This is a genomic window from Verrucomicrobiia bacterium (assembly GCA_019634635.1).
Classification (GTDB): Bacteria; Verrucomicrobiota; Verrucomicrobiia; order Limisphaerales; family UBA9464; genus UBA9464.
On sequence record JAHCBB010000021.1, the window covers coordinates 22602 to 41099 of the forward strand.

Consider the following 18498-nt stretch of genomic DNA (forward strand, 5'->3'; position numbering starts at 1 on the left):
ATTCATGGCAATCGCTATCCGATCGGCTCGCTCACTTCCGTGATCGCAGACGGGTTGCCGGCGCGCTCCTCCACTTCGGAGACGTCCGATGCGACGGCCTGCCTGATGATCCGGGCCGCGACTTCGTCGAGGTGGGTTTGCAGGAGGTGGCTCGCTTCCAAAAACGTTGGCCAGAGGGTTTCGTCCAGAAACCGACGCGGCACTTTGGCCCGGACCGTGGTTCTGCGTTGTCGGGCGTAGCGATAGGGCTGGATGCCGTAGCGTCGCAGCATGGCGACGAGCAATTTTCGACTCCAGGGGTCGCGCAATGAGAACGTGTACTCGATTGGAGGATCGGAAGCCTCCAGCGTGGCAAGGCGGGCGAGGATCCGATTCCGGGCCTGCGCGGCGGCATCGCGTTCTCCGGGTGTGGCGGCGCCGGCATGAAGCGCTTCCACCCGCTCGAGCTTCGCCAGCAATTCGGCCTCGGTCATGGGAGAAACATCATGGCATCGGAGAACGCGGCAATGTCCGCTTCGTCCTCGGAGATCAAGGTGCGTCCGGAGCCATCGAGGGCGAGCCTCTTGGCGGCGCGGAGCGGGTGGATGCCCGGGGCTCCCGGGGCTTCGGAATCCTTGCGGTGCCGCTCAACCGCGAACTTGCGGATTTCTCGATCGCTGGTGGTTGCTGACGAAACGCCAATCACGGTGCGGAGGAACTTTTTGCAATCTGGCCCGGGAAACTCTGCGTTAAAAGCCGCACGAGCAGCGCGCCGGGCTCCAACCCGGTTGGAGAGTGGTGCACCCGTGAGGAGTCGAACCTCAAACCTGCTGATCCGTAGTCAGCTGCTCTATCCAATTGAGCTACGGGTGCAACCCGGGCGGGGAAGCTAGGAATCGTCCACGCGACCGGCAAGACGGAAGTTCCATTCGGATCGCCCCCCCCGCGGACCGGGGCGCTGTCGCGGCCTCGGGTGGGTTGCGGGAGGGGCGGGGGGTGAGGCTTCGTGGAATCCCGGGAGATCACGGTCCATCCAGGATGGGCCACACACGCAGCGCTTCCCCCGGGGAAAACGCCACGAGTTCGCGGCCGTCCGGGGCAAATCGCACGGGTGAGAGCGGTGCGACCCCACCCGGAAGCATGGCCGCCTCCCGTGCCCCGGAAATGCTCCAGAGTCGCACCGTACCATCCAGGCCCGATGACGCCAGGGTACGGCCGTCCGGGGAGAAGTGCGCCGAGTTGACGGATCCGACGTGGCCCGACAGCACCGCGAGCGGTCTGCCGGACCGTGCGTCCCAAAGTCGTACGGTTCCGTCCCGTGCCGCCGAGGCCACACGCTGACCATCGTGGGAAACGGCCAGTTCCATGATGACACCGGCATGCCCCTCGAGTGGCGGGAACCGTTGGCTCGTCTCCGGCCAGGCCCTGCGTTCAATGACACCCTGGGGATCGCCCTCGCGACTGAACCACAGCGTCCGGAAGTCGGGCATCATCAGCACCTGTCCGATGCGCGCCTGAGGCGTTGCCAGCGGAACCGCCTGTTCCATCCGGCCTGAGTCGAGGTTCCAGACGACGATTTGAAAGCGGTCCGAAGCCGCCAACCGCCTCCCGTCCCCGGAGAATGCCACCGTGGTCGTCACGGTGTCGGGATCGAGGAAGGCATAGGTCAGAACTCGCGCCAGCCCGCAGGCTTCCATGTCCCACAGCTCGATGCGGGGTCCGCTTCCCGTCGCGGCCAGCCATCGGCCATCCGGCGAAAAGGTGGCGGCGTGAATTTCCTCACAACCCGAGAGCAGTTCGCGGGGGGTGGGATTGCTGGCGGTGCGGTCGTGAAGGATCATCCGATTCCCCCGGGGTACGACCCGCAGCCGGCCGTTCGGGCTGAACGTCGGCGGAACGATGACGTGCCCGGGCCTGAAGGCACCCGGCGGGAGCGGATGTTCCCTGAGGGCCCGTTCGCCGGCGGACTCGCCCAGGTTCCAGAAGCGTACGGAGTTGTCGTCCGACGCCGTGACGAGGATCCGGCCCTCCGCGAGAAAATGCGCCTGGTTGACCCACGACGTGTGGCCTCGCAACACGGAGAGCTCGGTCCCGTCCTTGAGCGACCACAGCTTCACCGTGCCGTCGGTTGCAGTAGTTGCGAGTCTTCCGCCGTCCGGCGAGAAGGCGGCCGACGTGATCCAAGCCGACTGGGTCGGGAGACCGCCCTGTTCCCGTCCGTCGGGAAGCGACCACAGGCGCACCGTGCCTTCCCGCCCCGTGCTGACCAGCGTCTGGCCGTCCCGGGACACGGCCAGCCAGGTCACCGGGCCGCGATGATGGCCGAGATTCCGGACCGGACCGCACTCCGGAAGCGGCAGTCCGCACAGCGTGCCGTCGGGGGCTGCGTAGTAGAGGACACGACCGTCGGCGCCGAATGCCAGTGCTGGGCGGTCGTTCACTCCCGCCTCGATCATCGCCACGGGCGACCAGTCCTGGACGCGCCAGACGTGAATTGAGCCAGCCGGCCGGGTGGCAGCGGCGAAATGAAGGCCGTCCGGCGAGAAGGCGACGCGTTCGACCCACTGGCTCCCGGCCGTGATTTGGCGGCCCGGGGCGCGGGTGGTGAGATCCCAGAGGTCAATGGCCGGGGAAGTGGTGCTCACCGCGAGGAGCGGCCGGTCCGGCGAAAACGCGACGGCCCGGCTGCCTCGCGACACCGTGTTGGTCAATTTCGCCACGACGGCGGCTGTGGCGGTGTCCAGGAGCCAGATGGCATCATGACCTGTGCCGGCCGCCACGGTCTGGCCATCCGGACTCAGCGCAAGGCACTGGGCATGGCCATCTCCCACGTGGACGACGGTCGCCCCGGTCTCCCGCGCCAGGCCGCGAAAGTAGTGCCACTCGAATCCCCGCAAGTCCTCCTCTCCCGGGCCCGGGATCAGGGAATCGGTCAACTCGGCCACGCGGGCGGCCTGACCGTCGGCCCACGCCCGTTGCGCGAGGTTCATCTGGGAGGTGTAGAGGGCACGCCGGGTTGCCACGAGGGCGGCATGCCGTTGCTGGGATTGCCAGACCACGCCCGCGGCCCCGGCGAGTGTGACCAGCGCCAGGGCGCCCAGCAGCCCCGCCAGGACCGGTTTTCGACGCACCCACTTCGCCGCCCGCTCCACCGCGCCCACCGGTCGGGCGACGATGGGGCGTCCCTCGAGCCATCGGACCAGTTCATCCGCCAGTACGTCCGCCGACCCGTAGCGGTCCCCGGGAGACTTCTCCAGGCACTTGAGGCAGATCACCTCCAAGTCGGCCGGCGTTCCCGGTTTGAGGCTTCGTGGACGCAGCGGGGTCTGGCCGATGACTTGGTGGAGGGTCTCGAGGGTTGTGGAACCGGTGAAGGGCGGCCGACCGGTCAGCAGGTCGTACATGACGGCACCGAGTCCCCAGACATCCGTCGCAGTGGATGGGGTCGTTGCGCCGCCGGTGGCCTGTTCTGGAGCCATGTAGCTGGGCGTCCCCAGAACGGCTGAGCCGCGCGTCAGGCGGCTGTCGTATTGAAGGACGCGTGCCAGACCAAAGTCCGTCAAGAAGGGCACCCCGGCGGCGTCCACGAGGACGTTGGAGGGTTTGATGTCGCGATGGAGGACGCCGTGCTGGTGCGCGTAATGAACCGCCCGGGCGAGGCGTTCGAGCAACCGGGCGGTCTCCTTCGGTCCGGCGGGTCGGAACGAATCCAGCGTGCCGCCCTCGATCAACCGCATGCTCAGGAACGGGAGGTGGTCGTGCGCTCCGACCTCATGGACCGGCACGATGTTCGGATGGTCCAGGCGTGCCGCGGCTTCCGCCTCGACGCGAAACCGCTCAAGGAATTCGGGTGCGGAGAACTCCCCGGCGACGAGCACCTTGAGTGCGACCACCCGGTTGAGGCGCCGGTCCCTGGCCCGGTACACCACCGCCGTGCCTCCGCGGGCCACCTCCTCCAGCGATTCAAACGGACCGAAGTCACGCGGACGGTCGGGCAGGCCGGAGGCCGGTTGGGGTTCCTCGGCCATCTGCTGGAAGACGCACCGGACACAAAGTTCGTCGGAGTCATCCGTCTGCAGCGGGAAGCGGCAGACGGCACATTGCCTGGAGACACGTTGGTCCATGACCAGTTCGTAAAGCAAACGGCGGGCATCCTTTCGAAGGCCTCACCCGGGGTCCGTGGCGTTCTCCGGCGGTGGCTCGGGCTGGCCCAGCGCCTGGATCAGGTGGCGGATCTCAGCATCCACGTCCGCCGGATCCGCCACCGTGTGTGCGATCTCGGCGCGAAACATCTCGCGGAACCGCAGGCGCATGCGGTGGATTGCCGACGTCACGGCACTCAGCGAGAGCCCCAGCCGTTCCGCGGCCTCCGCGTAGCCTTCCCCGGGCGGTTGGCGGAGGAGATACGGGCGCAAGGTGGCGAACCGAAGGCGACGATCGGCGGTGTCTTGTTCGCCTTCCATGCGGGCAATCACACGCCTCAGGACGGTATGCGCCCAGCGGCGCTCGAAGCATTGCTCCGGCGTGCTGTTATCCACCGGTTCGAGCCGGTAGCGATCCTCCGGATCTGCGGCATCGAGGGAGAACACCGTCGCACCGCCACCCCGCTTCTGCCGGTGCGCGTGATCCCAGTCGTTGGCCAGAAAATTCCGGATGCCGGCGAGGAGGAAGGCGCGGAACCGTCCGCGATCCCGGGCCACGTGGCGCAGGCCTTCATGCTGGAGGAGGTGTTGGAAAAACCCCTGCGTCAGATCCCGCGCCTCCTCCTCGCCGTGGCCACGGCGCCGGACAAAGGCGTACAACGGGTACCAGTAGGCCACGCAAAGGGCCTCCAGCGCCGCCGCTGAATCCGGGGAGTCCGGCCGCCCGGCTGCCAGGACCACGCTCCACCGCGTGGTGCAAAACCCGCCCCGCTCTGGAACTCCTCCGGTCATTGCGGTCAAAGCGTACCGCGGTCGCCACGGATACGGAAGGTGTCAGGCAACGCCCCGTGATGATACGTTCCGGACCCGAAATTTTCCCGAAAGGATTCCTGCGGATTGCTTTTGAAGAGGGTGGGCACCTGTACCCTCGATGACTACTTCCCTGTCCCCCCGGAGATGCCTTCTCCCCTTGTTCGCGCTGCTGCTCATCCCCGGCCCCGCGCCCGGAGCCCTGGCTGCATCCACGGTGTCCCTTTCGGCGATTTCGACCCGGGACACGCTGGGTGAGTCCGCTCCGGGTCAGCCCGGGGTCTTCCCGCCGCTCGTGTATTCCCTTCGCGCAGCGATCCACGAGGCGAACGGTGTGGCGGCCGGTGCGGTCGTCACGGTGCATCTGCTGGCCGATCGAACCTACCTCATTGAACGCTCCACCGTGCATGAGGACAGCAACACGGAGCAGGCGGCCCACGCGGCCCTCGATCCCTACCACGGCGACTTCGACATCACCCGAAGCCTCACCATCGAGGGCAACAACGCGACCATTGATGCCCAGCAGATGGGGCGCATTTTCCAGATCGTCGGTCCCATCCAGGTGCGCCTCAGGAACCTCACCCTCCGGAATGGAGGGGGTGCCGTGCCCCTGGGCGGGGGCGGCGCCTTGTGGGTGGACGGGGGGGCCGCCGTGACCTTGGAGAACGTGCGGTTTGTGGACAACACGATCACGGCCGCCTACGGCACCGGGCTCGTGGACCTGCGCGGCGGAGCCGTTTACCTCTGGGACGGGTCGCTCGACATTCTTGGGGGGCGATTCGAGAACAACGGCGTGCAGGGTTCTCCGGGCCGGGCCGTGACCGGCGGCGCCATCTACCAGGCAAAAGGCACGCTGACCATTGACGGCACGGAATTCGTCCGTTGCTGGGCCTGGCAGCAGCAAACCGTCGCGGGCGAGGCGGCACGGGGTGGGGCCATCCGGACCGAGGCGGGCACCCTCACGATCCGGAACGCACTGTTCGAGGCGAACGCCGCGTACTCGGCCCGGGGCTTCGACAGCAGCAGTGCGGCGGCCGGCGACGGTCATTCCTCCGAGGGCGGGGCCCTGTTCATTGGACCGGAAGTGACCGGTTTGACGATTGCGGACACCCGGTTCGTTCACAACACCGCCAAGAGCGGCCGGGGCGGACAGGGCGCGGGTTCCGGCGGGGTGTCCGGCAAGACGGCCGGGGCGGCCCGCGGCGGCGCCTTGTTCATCGCACCGGGCGCTTCGTCGCTCACCACCACCATCGAACGGAGCCAGTTCGTGGAGAACCATGCGTTTGCCGGTGATGGCGGCCAGGGCGCCTACTTTGGCAACGGCGGCAACGGGGGCTGGGCCGAGGGCGGGGCGATCTTCGTCCGGCGGGGCCTGTTGGATCTGGAGGACACGAGCTTCCGGGGTAACGCCGCCGTCGGGGGTGACGGCGGCCAGGGCGGGGTGGGTCACGGCGGCAATGGGGGGCCGGCCCGCGGCGGGGCCATCTACTCCAGCCACGAAACTACCCGCGTGAGGATCCGTGGGATCATGGCCATCCACCAGGAAGGGCAGGCTGAAACCTTCCTCACCACGGCCCTCCTTGAGGGCAACCATGCCCTCGGCGGATCCGGGCGCCCGGGCAACATCAATGAAGTGGATGGGTCCAGCGGGCGGGGCGGGGTGGGCGAAGGGGGCGCATTGGCCATCTTCGCCCCGCGACTGGACCTGGTCCGAGTCACCGGCCGCTACAATTCGGCCCAGGGTGGAAAAGGGGCCGACGGGCTGGGCTTCATCCAGGATCAGAACTGGGGCGGACCAGGCTGCTCCAACGGTGCCGGCCGGGGCGGTTTTGCGGCCGTGTGGTCGGATCTGACCCAGGTCCGGGAATCCATCCTGATCCAGAATCGCGCGGCTGGCGGCCGGATCGTGGCCAAGGTCCGCCTGCTGGTGCCCCCCGAAAACCAGGGCGAATACTGGGCAACCACCGAGGAGGAGGTCGTCCCGTTTGTCGCTGGCGTGGGAAGGGCCCTGTCCGGCAGCGGCGCCGGGGGAAGCGGCGGGGACGGCGGCGAGGCGGTCGGCGGGGCGATCGTGGTCCATCAGGGACGGCTGGAAGTCGCCGAGTCCGTCCTGTCCGTCAATGAGGTGTTGGGGGGCAACGGCGGCCCCGGGGGGGCCGGACTCGCTGGCGAAACCGGCCAGCGCCCCGGGGGGCGGGGCGGAAACGGCGGCGGGGCGCATGGCGGGGCGATCCGCATCGCCCACGCCGCCTCGACCTTCCACATCACGGACTCGATCCTGCGTGGCAATCTCGTCGTCGCCGGCCGGGGTGGCACGGGCGGGCGCGCGGGCGACACCACGGGCGGGCGCGGCGATGCGGGCGACGGCGGCGGGGGAGGCTCGGGCGGTGACGGCGGCACGGCGACCGGCGGCGCGATTTCCAGCCTCGCGGTGACGGCCACGCCCGCGAGCGATGCCCGGCTGGAGCGGGTGCTCGCGTCGGAAAACAAGGTGGTGGCCGGAGACGGCTGGTTTGGCGGCAGTGGCGGGCTGGGAGCCGGCCGGCAGGGCGGGCCGGGTGGCTGGGGGGGATTCGGCGGTACGGGCGGCCACGGTGGAACCGGGGGAAGTGCCCGGGGCGGGGCGATCGAGATGGCGAGCCTGTGGCTCATCAACTCCACCCTCGACCAAAACGTGGTGAGCGGCGGCTGGGGCGGGGCGGGAGGCCACGGCAGTTCCGGCCGGTGGGTTGGGGGACAGGGCGGGTTTGGCGGTCCCACGGGTGACGCCGCGGGCGGCGGCATCAACATCGCGGCACCCGCTCCCATGCTGTCAAAGGTGGTCATCCTGCGCTCCACCATCGCCAACAACCGGGTCTTCTCCGGGTTTGGCGGCCTCGGCGGCGGCGGCGGCATTGGCAACCTGGGAGGTGGCAACGGGGGCAACGGCGGCAACTCACGCCCCGCCCAGGGAGGCGGCGTCAACAACGGGTTCGGCGTCACCCTGCTCGAAGTCACGGACTCCACCATCGCCCGTAACCTGATCAACTCCGGTTCCGGCGGTTCGCTGGGCCTGCGCGGGGTGCGTGCCTCGGACTTCAGCTACGCCACGGTGCCCACCCGCTATCAGGCCGCCGCCCAGCCGGGTCGGCCCATCCTGCATGGGGCTGCCAGCGTGCTGGAGGATCCGACCACCGGCCATCCGGTCGGCCATCCGGTCGGGCCGGAGTACAGCGCGCCGGACATTCCCTGGACCACCGGGGATGCCGACTACCACGTCTATGGGAATGCCGATCTTCCCGACTGGCTGGAAACGGCGAGCAACGTGATCGGCGGCGCCGGGATCGTGACGGGCGTCGGGGCGGGTTTGGCGGCCGCCGGGGCTTCGGTGCTCATCGCCAATCTTGCTGTCGCCGTGGAGATCGGGGTGAGTTCAACCGCCATCGTTGGACTTGGGACGGGCGGCGTGACCTTCATCAGCGTCTTTGGGGGCTTCAGCATGGTGACGGTGGGAGTGGTGGTGGGTACGAAGGTCCTCGCCGCCGGAATCAGCACCGGCGACTGGGAGGCCGCCGTGCGCTTCGCGCTGGGGGATCCGGGCAATGTCGTCCGAAACAACATCAGCATCCTCCTGACGGGCGCCGGGCCGTTGGACGACGGCCTGGACCCAAACGATCCGACCCTCGTTTTCGAGTCCTATCATGGGAATCCCGGGGCGAGCTATCCGGCCGAAGGCATGGGCATCAACGGGGGAGGGTCTCTCCAGGGCACCCTGATCAGCAACAACACCGCAAGGCAGCGGTCCCGTCCAGCGACCGAAAAGGAGGTCGTGGTGGACGTGTTCTACCGCCATCGGGTGATGGAATACACGGAGACGGAGAGCGATGTGTCGTTCCAGGTGGATGTCGTCGGAACGTACCAGAGCCACGGTGGAAACTTCCTGGGAAGCGTGAACCTGTTTCCGGCCCTGGGCACGGTGTTTCCGCCTCACGGCACCGACCGGTACGGCTCGATCGGAAGCCGGCTGGACGCCCGTGTTGCGGCGGCGGTGGCGGATCATGGCGGTGGTATGCTGACATTGAAGCTGCTTCCTGGGAGCCCGGCCCGCGGGGCCCTCCAGCACACCGGCGCCAGCGGGATTTCACAAAATGGCTACCCGTGGACGACCGATTCCCACCGGGACATCGGCGCCTGGGGCGGACCGCCCAACCGCCCGCCGACGGCGGAACCGCTCTACTTCAGGCTCTCTCCGGGCCAGCCGCTGACATTCCTCGGCCGTGACGTGCTGGGGGCCGCCCGGGACCCGGACGACGACGACCTTCATTTCACCGAGCTCAAAGTGACCCAGGGGGACGGAACCTGGGCGAACTTCAGCGTTGACCCCGGCGGTCCCGTCCACACGACGTACCATTTCACCCCCAGTTCCAGCATCACCGGACTGAGGGACATCATCCATTACCGTGTGAGCGACGGTGAATTCGAGTCAGGCCTCGGGGCCGTGACGCTGCAGATCGTTCCCGCGGCGGACGCGGACCGGTGCCCGGAGCGGGATGCGGACCGGTTGATGGTCATTAGCAGCGAGACGACCACGGCCCACGCCGCCCGGCGCGTCGAACTGCCCGATCCGGCGCGGGCAGACCACAGCTTTACGGGTCCGTTCACGGTGGAATTCTGGATGGCCATGACACGGCCCGGCGGTTGGGCGAACGAGCACGAAGCCCTGGTCACCAAGGGTGACAGCGCGTGGCGGGTCGCGCGCGGCGGTGCCACCAGCAAGCTCTCGTTCGATGTGACCGGCCTCGAACCGCTGGTCCTGCGGAGCACGCGCGACGTGGTGGGTGGATGGCACCACGTGGCCGCCGTGTACGACGGGCACCAGAAGCGACTCTATATTGACGGCGAACTGGATGCCTGGACCGAGGTCACGGGCACCCCGGCGGTGAACCATGAGCCGGTCTGGCTCGGGGCCAACAGTCAACGTCCGGGCCGGGATTTCCGCGGATTCATGGACGAAGTGCGCGTGTGGAACCACGCGCGATCCGGCGCCGACATTCGCGACAACATGGTCCGCACCCTGACCGGCCACGAACCCGGATTGCTGACCTACTATCGCTTTGATGAACCGGCCGGTGATGCGGTGCTCAACCGCGGCCTGGCCGGCATCGCCCAACCCGGCACTGCCATCCGGCTCAACCCGGACACGGCGCCCGACAGGTACCCCTCGAGCATTTCGCGCGCCGCCAGCCCGGTCCTTTGGGAGTTCGGCACCGCGGTGCTGGGCCGCCACGTGTTCTTCAACGATTCCCCACTGGATGGGAACGATCCGGGCCCCTCGGCTGCGGATGACGACGCGGTGTCCAGCGATGTCCAACCCCTGCTGCCCGGCAATGACGTGGTGTCCGCGAATACGTCGTCGTATTCCCGGGGAATCAATGGCGTGATGGTGGACATCGCCCGGTTGCGGGCCCCCGGAGAGATTTCGGCATCGGACTTCACATTTGTAACCAGATTGGACGGCAATCCGAACGACTGGTCGCCGGCGCCTCCCCCGCGCCATGTCCACGTTCGATCGGGTGCGGGGCCTTGTGACTCCTCCCGCATCACGCTGATTTGGGACGACCACCATTCAGGCACCGCCCACGCGGCCGTGGCCAACGGTTGGCTCAGGATCCGCGTGCTCGCCAATGAAAGGACTGGCCTCCTGATGGATGACGTGTTCACGATCGGAAGCCATCTGGAAGGCACCGCCGATCCGGGTGATCCCGGGGATTCCGGAGGCGGAGGTGACGTCCGGACGGTGTGGCAGTTGGGGGTGGATGACGATCCGGCGGTGCTGCCGTATCGTCCGACGGCCGAATTCAGCCAGGAGAACGGGCGGAACGACGCGTCACCGGGCCGGGTGAGCCGGTGGCCGGGGGATCCGCAGTACGTGACAGGTTCCAATCCGGAAGCGGACGACGACTACTATTTCGCGGGACGCTATCCGGCGGGCTTCAACGGGCTGGCGGCGGAGCTGGTGGTTCCCAACGATGAGCCGTGGTGGGCCTGGGAGCGGGCGCACACGATCGGGGACCGGACCAACCGGGTGCATTTCGTGCTGGAGGGAGGCCAGGTGGGGGCGGGGCGAGTGTTGCGACTGGACCTGGAGTGGGTGAACGGGGGATGGATGCTCAACGGCATCAAGCAGCCCGGATTCGGAGAGCACGAGATGGTGGTGCGCTTCCGCAATGGTGCAGGCGTGGGGACGGTGTTGTGGTCCTCGCGGGTGGCGCAGGGGACGCCGTTGGCGTTGGAATGGACGACGGAGTCGGTGCAGGCGACACCGGGCGCCAACAGCGTCGAGATCGTGCGCACGGGTCCCGCCGGGGCCGGCGTCTCGTATTGGATCCAGTACGACCACTTGCGCATTGAGGCGATCGCAGCCGCGACGGGAAGCGGGGTGACCGCTGCCAGGGATCCTCGTGGAGGCGATGGTGACCCGGGCGGGATCGTGCCCCTGACCGGGCAGCGGTGCGGGTGGATCCATGAGGGGGGGGAAACCTACCTGACACTGGAATTCCTTCACCCGGAACCCGACGGCCCGCGGGTTCGATACGCGTTGGAATCGTCCGAGGACTTTCTCCGATGGACGGAATGCGAGGCGATCGTGGTCGCCTCGGAGACTCTCGACGGGATGCGTTTCGTCGTCCTTCGAGATCCCATGCCGCTCTCTTCTGCGGACCGCCGATTCCTGCGAGTTCGCGCCGCGTTATCCCCTCAACGCGGTGCGGCGTACTGAACGCGGCGACCCGCCGCCCGGTCCGGCTTGGGGTTGCTGCTTGGCAGTGTCGGATCCCGCCCCTCACGATTGCCGCATGGCGATTCTGCGTGGCCCCGATCCGGATGCGGAGCCCGTCGTCGGACGGCTTGCCGCCGGCCGGCGGTTCGCGGTCATCGCGGCGTCTGGCGGGTTCGGGCCCCTGGATTCGGACGGGCTGCAGGGTCCCGGTTTCGCCGTGGCATACCGGGGTGGTCGTCGGCAACTCGAGCGGGGTCTCCGACCGTGGAGGCGGTTGTGGTCCGGCGTTCTATCTGTCCTTTCCGTCGGGGCAACGCTTCACGGAGACCCGGACACGTTCGAGCGATACGTGCGACCGTTGCTCGTGGCGCATTGCGTCGAGTGCCACGGAGCCGGAAAGCAGGAGGCGGGGCTGCGGCTCGATTCCCGTGCGGCCTTGCTGCACGGGGGGGACCGCGGGCCGGCCATCGTTCCCGGCGACCCGGACGGAAGCCTCCTGCTGGCGGCCCTGCTGCATCAGGAACCGGCCCCCCGAATGCCGCGCCGGCAGCCGGCGCTCCCGGTGGCCGACGTGGCACGGGTCCGGCAGTGGATCGCAGCCGGGGCGCCTTGGCCCGCGGATGAAACGCCGGCCGCGGCTGGATTCCAGCTGGCCGAACGCATCGAGCGCCTCCCGTGGATCTGGCAGGTCCCGCAGCGAGCGCCGATCCCTGCGGTCTCCGGAATGGACGCCGGTTCTCCGGTGGACGCGTTCCTGGGACAACGGCTGGACGAGGCCGGAATCACCCCGGCACCCCCGGCGGACGACCGGACCTGGCTGCGCCGGGTGTCCTTCGTTCTGACCGGGCTGCCCCCCACTCCCGACGAACTCAACGCCTTCCTCGCGGGGGCCCGGCCCGGTGACCGGGGTCGGGTGGTGGACCGGTTGCTCGCCTCGCCCGGGTTTGGCGAGCGTTGGGCGCGGCACTGGATGGATGTCGTCCGCTACGCCGAGTCGCGCGGTCACGAGGATGATTTCGTCATCGCCAACGCGTGGCGCTACCGCGACTACCTGATCCGCGCCTTCAACGGTGACGTGCCCTATGACCGTTTTGTTGCCGAGCATGTGGCGGGTGATCTCCTTCCGCCGCGGCGGAATGCGGTCACCGGTGGCAACGAGTCCGTGTTGGGCACGGGCTGGGCTTTCCTTGGGGAGGAGATCCACAACCCGGTGGACCTCCGCCAGGACGAATGCGACCGCGTGGACAACAAGGTGGACGTGCTCTCGAAGGCGTTTCTTGGCCTGACCGTGGCCTGCGCGCGCTGTCATGACCACAAATTCGACGCCCTGACCCAGCGCGATTACTACGCTCTGAGCGGCTTTGTGCTCAGTTCGCCGTTCCGTCAGGTGCGCTACGAGACGATGGAGGCGCACGCCCTGGCGGCGGGGGAGCTCGCGGCACTGCGGCAGCGGCATCTGCGGGCCCTTGCCAATGCGTGGGCCACCCGGGCGCGTCCCCCGGTGAACGACAGTGCGGCAGACCTCCTCGCTGCCGAACGTCTGCTGCGCCGCGAGGGGACCGGGTCATTGGATGCGCCCGTCGGACCCGCGACGAACCGTCCCGAATTTTGGGCGGAACACCTGAGGCTCGCCTCCACGAACCCATCGCATGTGTTGCATCGCGTCGCGCGGGTGGCTCTCGGGATGGATGAGGGGTTGCCGCGCGTGGCCGCGGCGGGCCCGGAGGAGATCCGCCTGCCATCCGGCGCCCGGGTGATCGCCGACTTCACGCGGCGCGGTGCGACGCCGTGGTCCACGGACGGTCCCACGTTTGGCACCGCTCCCTTGCCCGCGGGAACCCTGGTGCCGGGAACTGGCGAAACCCGGCTGGCCCGGGTGATGCCTTATGGTGCGGCCAGCCGGGACCCTTTCTGGAATCCGCTCGCGCTGACGCCGGGGACGGAGATGGACTCGGGCATCCTCGGTGCGGCGGCGCGTGCCGGGCGGACGCTGCTGACCCCCAAGGTGACGCTGGATTCGGGCCGGCTGCATTACCTGATGCGGGGGCAGGCGCAGGTGTATGCCGGGGTGGACTCACACATCATGTTTGTGGGCGGACTGCACGCAGCCATGAGCGCCGGATTCGACACCGGGGACGCGGTGCAGTGGGTGACGCAGGACTTGAGCGGCTACTCCGGTCACCGGGCCCACCTGGAATTCTCCCCGGTGGGCGAGGCCCCACTGGATCTGCTGATGGTGGTGGAGTCTCCAGAGGTTCCGAACTGGCAGCCGTGTCCACCCTGGTGGCCCACCTTCGAGGTTGGTTCCTTCGCCGATCTCGCGGGCACGCTGCGGGAAGACCTGTTGCGTGTGGTGGACGCCATTGCTGCCGGCCGCAATCCGGTGGAGCCTCGACTGGCGCCGCTGGCGGATTGGTGGGTGAAGCATGCAATGGAGCCCGGCGACGGGCCCGCGGCCATTCCTCAGCCCGTCACGGACTACCTTCGGGAGCTTCAGACGCTGGCCACAGGCATCCGGTGGGATTCGCCCACCGCCGTTTCGTGGGCCGACGGCACAGGTGTGGACGAGTCGGTGCTCCTGCGCGGCAAACCGTCGAGGCCGGGTGGGACGGCACCGCGCGGCCTCCCCGAGGCGTTCGGGCGGCCGCGCATCCAGCCGGCGGATTCCAGCGGACGTTTGGAGCTGGCCCGCCAAATGACGGAGCCATCCAACCCGCTGTTGGCCCGCGTATTTGTAAACCGCGTCTGGCAGCACGTCTTTGGTCGCGGGCTTGTGGCGACCCCGGACAACTTCGGCTTCCTCGGCGAACGCCCGACGCATCCCGAACTTCTGGATCACCTGGCGTGGCAGTTCGTCCATGAGGATGACTGGTCGCTGAAGCGGTTGCTCCGCCGCCTGGTCCTCAGCGAAGCCTTTGCCCGGAGCAGCCGTGTCGGCGATGCCCGGGCCCTGGAGCGGGATCCATCGAACCGCCTTTGGCATCATATGCCCGTGCGGCGACTCGAGGGCGAGGCCATCCGGGATGCGCTGCTGGCAGTCTCCGGCCGTCTGGATCGGAAACCGTTTGGGACGCCCGTGCCGGTGCACCTGACCGAATTCATCGTGGGGCGGGGCCGTCCGTCCGTCAGCGGACCGCTGGACGGGGAGGGGAGACGGAGCGTGTACCTCGCGGTGCGGCGAAATTTCCTGCCCACGATGATGCTGGCATTTGACCTGCCGACTCCCTTCACCACCGTGGGACGGCGCAACGTCACCAATGTGCCCGGCCAGTCGCTCGTGATGATGAACGACCCGTTCGTGCAGGAGCAGGCGGCCTGTTGGGTCGCGCGTCTGCTTCAGGAGCATGCGGGTGCGTCGGTGGAGACCCGTGTGCATTGGCTGTTCGAGGGCGCGTTTGCCCGTCCGCCGACCGGGGATGAGCTGGTGATGACCCGGGAGTCCCTGGCCGAACTGGCTGCGCTCCACGCGGGGGAACCGGAACCGGTCGTTTGGACGGCCCTCGGCCACGCGTTGCTGAATGCCAACGAATTCATCTACCTGAAATGAAGCATCCAGCGCCCCGATGGTCGCGTCGCGACCTGCTCCGGCAGGCGGCGAACGGATTTGGTGCCGTGGCCCTGTCGGCGTTGTTCGGTGGCGGGTCCCGCGCCGCGGCGGGTGCCGGCGAAGGGCCGCGACCGCCTCATGTCGTGCCGAGGGCGCGCCAGGTGATCTTCCTGTTCATGGAGGGGGCCGTGTCGCAGGTGGACAGCTTTGACCACAAGCCGCTGCTGGCCAGACACCATGGTGAGAATCCGCGCCAGGCCATCGGCAGGCTCGAGAAGACGCAGTTCGAGCAGATCGGCACGGTCCTGCAGTCGCCGTGGTCCTTCGCACGGCATGGCGGGAGCGGGCTGTGGATCAGCGAGCTCTTTCCCCACATCGCCCGGTGTGCCGATGACCTGTGCGTGATCCGCTCCATGACCTCGGCGTTTCCCGAGCACACGAGTGCCAACTATTTTCTGCACAGTGGACTTGGCCTGCAGGGGCGTCCAAGCATGGGGGCCTGGATCGCCTACGGACTCGGGAGTTTCAATGAGAACCTTCCGGGGTTTGTCGTGCTCAATGGCGGGCAGATTCCCTCCGGTGGTCTCGACTGCTTCGGCAGCGGATTCCTTCCCGCAAGTCACCAGGGGTCGTTGCTCAACGCGAACGGGACCCCGCTGGCCAACATTGTACCCGGCGAGGCGACGCCGGCGCGGCAGCTCGCCAAGCGGCGCCTGGCGGACCGGTTGAACCGGCTCGCGCTGGTCGAATCCGGCGGCGGTGACGCCCTGGAAAGTGCCATTGCCAACGCCGAGCTGGCGGCGCGCATGCAGGTGGCGATTCCGGAACTGCTGGAGCTTCGCGGGGAAACGGCCGCCACGCAGCGGCTCTACGGCATGGAGGCCGGAGATCCCCACACGCGCACCTACGCACGGCAGTGCCTGATCGCGCGGCGCATGGTGGAGCGGGGGGTCCGCTTCATCGAACTGACCATTCCGATGGTGGACGGCTTCGCTCGATGGGATGCCCACGGCGGGCTGGTGAAAAATCATGGGGACAATGCCCGGGCCGTGGACCAGCCGATCGCCGGACTGCTGGCCGATCTGAAGTCCCGGGGCCTGCTGGAGTCCACGCTGGTGGTGTTCGCCAGCGAGTTTGGGCGGACGCCGTTCGCCCAGGGTTCCGACGGGCGCGATCACAACGAGCACGGATTCAGCATCTGGCTGGCCGGCGGGGGAATCCGGCCCGGCATGGCCTACGGTGCCACCGATGATTGGGGCTACCGCGCGGTGGAGAACCCGCTCGAGATTCACGACCTGCACGCGACCATGCTGCACCTGCTGGGAGTGGACCACACCGCGCTGACCCATCGGTTTGGCGGCCGCGACATCCGGCTGACGGACGTGCACGGTCGCGTGGTTTGGGATCTGCTGGCGTAGGGGATCACGACGAATCCCCGGCCAGGGGATGGAAATCAATCCGGGCCCACGGAGAGCCCCGGGGGGGCCGGCGCTTGCAGATAGGATTGCGTTGCTGGAGGACTTCACGGAGGGTGTCGCCCGCCGAATTGAAGTCACGATCCCACCTCCCCTGGTTGCTGTTCGCGCTGCTGGCGGTGACGGTGACGGTGCTGTTTCGACCTGGCGGCCTGCCGCTCATCAATCCCGACGAAGGCCGGAATGCGGAGGTGGCCCGGGAGATGAAGGAGTCCGGATCCTGGCTGGTGCCCACCTACAACGGTCTGCCCTACCTCGACAAGCCGGCGTTCTATTTCAAGACCGTCGCCCTTTCCCTTGCCGTCTTTGGCGACAATGAGCTGGGAGCGCGGATTCCATCCGCACTGTTCGCCCTTGGCGTGCTGGGGTTGACCGGCTGGATCACGCGACGCGATGTCGGCGCCCGGCCGGCGGCCCTCGCCGTGTTGGTGGTCACCACCCTGCCGCTGTTTCTGAGCCAGGCGCGCATTGTGATCTTCGACATGGCCCTGGCCTTTTTCGTCTGCCTTTCCATCCTCGCGGGGTTCGTTGCCGAGTCCCCCGGAAACGCCCGGAGGCGGACGTGGTACCTTGTCGGGGCCGCTGCCGCCGGATGCGCCACACTGGTCAAGGGCCCCGTGGGCTTCGTGCTGCCCCTCCTGGTTCTGGCTTCCTACCACGTGTTGGAACGTCGCTGGGATGCGCTCCGTCGGCTGCTGCACCCGCTGCACGTTCTGGTGGTGATCCTCGTCGTGCTTCCGTGGTTTCTTGGCGTGTCGCGGGAGCATCCGGATTTTCCGGCGTACGGGCTGGTGGAGGAATCGTTCAAGCGGTTCACCACCCGCCAGTTTCGCCGGACGGCTCCGCCCTATTACTACCTCGTGGTCCTGCCGGTGACCTTTCTTCCCTGGAGCCTGCTCATTCCCGGGGCCGCACTTCCGGCGCTCCGCCAGTGGCGGTCCCTTCCGGCAATCAGCCGACTCTCCATCGTCTGGAGCCTGTCGGTGGTGACGTTCTTCTCCCTGTCTCAGTCCAAGCTGCCCGGGTACATCCTGAGTGTCACGGTCCCATTCGGCATCCTCGTGTCCCAGTTGATTGAACGGGCCATGCGGCACCCGGCCGGTCGCAGCGCGCGACTCCTGCGCGGTGCGGCGATGGCCCTCGCGATCACCGCACTGCTCCTGGCCGTGGCGCTGGTGATTGTCGCACCGCAGACGGGACTGCTCGCGCGGCCCCTGGTGATCCCGCGTGTGGATCTCAACCGGTTCCTTCCCCATCTCACCGCAGTGCTGGTGATGCTGCTGTGCGTGGGATGCGCCAATGCGGCCAGCGTCTGGCGTCGCACCGTCGGCGGTGCGGTCATCAGCATCGCCGCCCTGCCCCTGCTCCTCATTGTCCTCGGCCGGGGTGTGTTTCGCGAGGTGTTCGAATCGCGCTCCGCCGTCCGGATGGCCGCGCAAATTCGGCAGCTTCCGGAGGGCACGGAACTGGTCTTCCTCCGCTGCTTTCCCGCGGGATTGCCCTTCTACCTCCGCCGCACCGGGACCCTGGTCACCACGGACGGCAGCGAGTTGACCAGCAACTACATCGAGTACGCGCTGAAGCGGACGACCGACTGGCCGTCGCCGGTGGTTCGACTGGACGATTTCGAGGAGTGGCTCGCGGCCCGCAAGGCTCCAGTCTATTTGATGGTTCAGGACAACGAACGCGACCGCTTCCTGGCCCTGGCCGACGCGCGCGCGATTCCTGTGGACGAATACCCGCGCCGCTTCCGGGGCATGCTGCTGCCACCACGGCGAGGCTTCTGAC

Annotated in this window: 8 protein-coding genes and 1 tRNA gene; 4 read left to right on the forward strand and 5 right to left on the reverse strand. The window is 68.0% G+C overall.

The window, feature by feature from the left end; all coding sequences use genetic code 11:
* Positions 1-14: 14 nt before the first annotated feature.
* The 5 genes from KF791_13980 to KF791_14000 form a co-directional block, all read right to left on the reverse strand.
* The gene (locus KF791_13980) at positions 15-473 is read right to left on the reverse strand and encodes a hypothetical protein (protein ID MBX3733690.1); all 459 of its coding nucleotides are present in this window, start codon (positions 471-473) and stop codon (positions 15-17) included.
* The gene (locus KF791_13985) at positions 470-685 is read right to left on the reverse strand and encodes a hypothetical protein (protein MBX3733691.1); all 216 of its coding nucleotides are present in this window, start codon (positions 683-685) and stop codon (positions 470-472) included. Before KF791_13985 ends, KF791_13980 begins: the two co-directional genes overlap by 4 nt.
* Positions 686-775: 90 nt before the next feature.
* Positions 776-852 (reverse strand) — tRNA-Arg (locus KF791_13990).
* 149 nt (positions 853-1001) lie between these two features.
* A complete protein-coding gene (locus KF791_13995; GenBank protein MBX3733692.1) occupies positions 1002-4103 on the reverse strand; it encodes a protein kinase in 3102 nt (1033 codons plus the stop codon).
* A gap of 42 nt (positions 4104-4145) precedes the next feature.
* Complete coding sequence (locus KF791_14000; protein MBX3733693.1) at positions 4146-4913, reverse strand: sigma-70 family RNA polymerase sigma factor; 768 nt, start codon at positions 4911-4913, stop codon at positions 4146-4148.
* A 178-nt stretch (positions 4914-5091) separates the two neighbouring features.
* Here KF791_14000 and KF791_14005 point away from each other — a divergent pair, with 178 nt between their 5' ends.
* The 4 genes from KF791_14005 to KF791_14020 all read left to right on the forward strand — a co-directional run bounded on the left by KF791_14005 (position 5092) and on the right by KF791_14020 (position 18497).
* Positions 5092-11688 (forward strand): hypothetical protein, encoded by a 6597-nt coding sequence (locus KF791_14005; protein MBX3733694.1) that lies wholly within the window; start codon positions 5092-5094, stop codon positions 11686-11688.
* A gap of 76 nt (positions 11689-11764) precedes the next feature.
* Positions 11765-15235, forward strand: coding sequence for a PSD1 domain-containing protein (locus tag KF791_14010; protein MBX3733695.1), 3471 nt, complete (start codon positions 11765-11767; stop codon positions 15233-15235).
* The gene (locus tag KF791_14015; GenBank protein ID MBX3733696.1) at positions 15232-16653 is read left to right on the forward strand and encodes a DUF1501 domain-containing protein; all 1422 of its coding nucleotides are present in this window, start codon (positions 15232-15234) and stop codon (positions 16651-16653) included. Before KF791_14010 ends, KF791_14015 begins: the two co-directional genes overlap by 4 nt.
* A 113-nt stretch (positions 16654-16766) precedes the next feature.
* Positions 16767-18497, forward strand: a complete 1731-nt coding sequence (locus tag KF791_14020; GenBank protein MBX3733697.1) for a glycosyltransferase family 39 protein — start codon at positions 16767-16769, stop codon at positions 18495-18497.
* Position 18498 lies beyond the last annotated feature (1 nt).

What these genes read in the sequence shown, in the direction of transcription:
- KF791_13980 (MBX3733690.1), bottom strand. Translation starts at nt 473, where the DNA reads ATGACCGAGGCCGAATTGCTGGCGAAGCTCGAGCGGGTGGAAGCGCTT.
- KF791_13995 (MBX3733692.1), bottom strand. Translation starts at nt 4,103, where the DNA reads ATGGACCAACGTGTCTCCAGGCAATGTGCCGTCTGCCGCTTCCCGCTG.
- KF791_14000 (MBX3733693.1), bottom strand. Translation starts at nt 4,913, where the DNA reads ATGACCGGAGGAGTTCCAGAGCGGGGCGGGTTTTGCACCACGCGGTGG.
- KF791_14010 (MBX3733695.1), top strand. Translation starts at nt 11,765, where the DNA reads ATGGCGATTCTGCGTGGCCCCGATCCGGATGCGGAGCCCGTCGTCGGA.
- KF791_14015 (MBX3733696.1), top strand. Translation starts at nt 15,232, where the DNA reads ATGAAGCATCCAGCGCCCCGATGGTCGCGTCGCGACCTGCTCCGGCAG.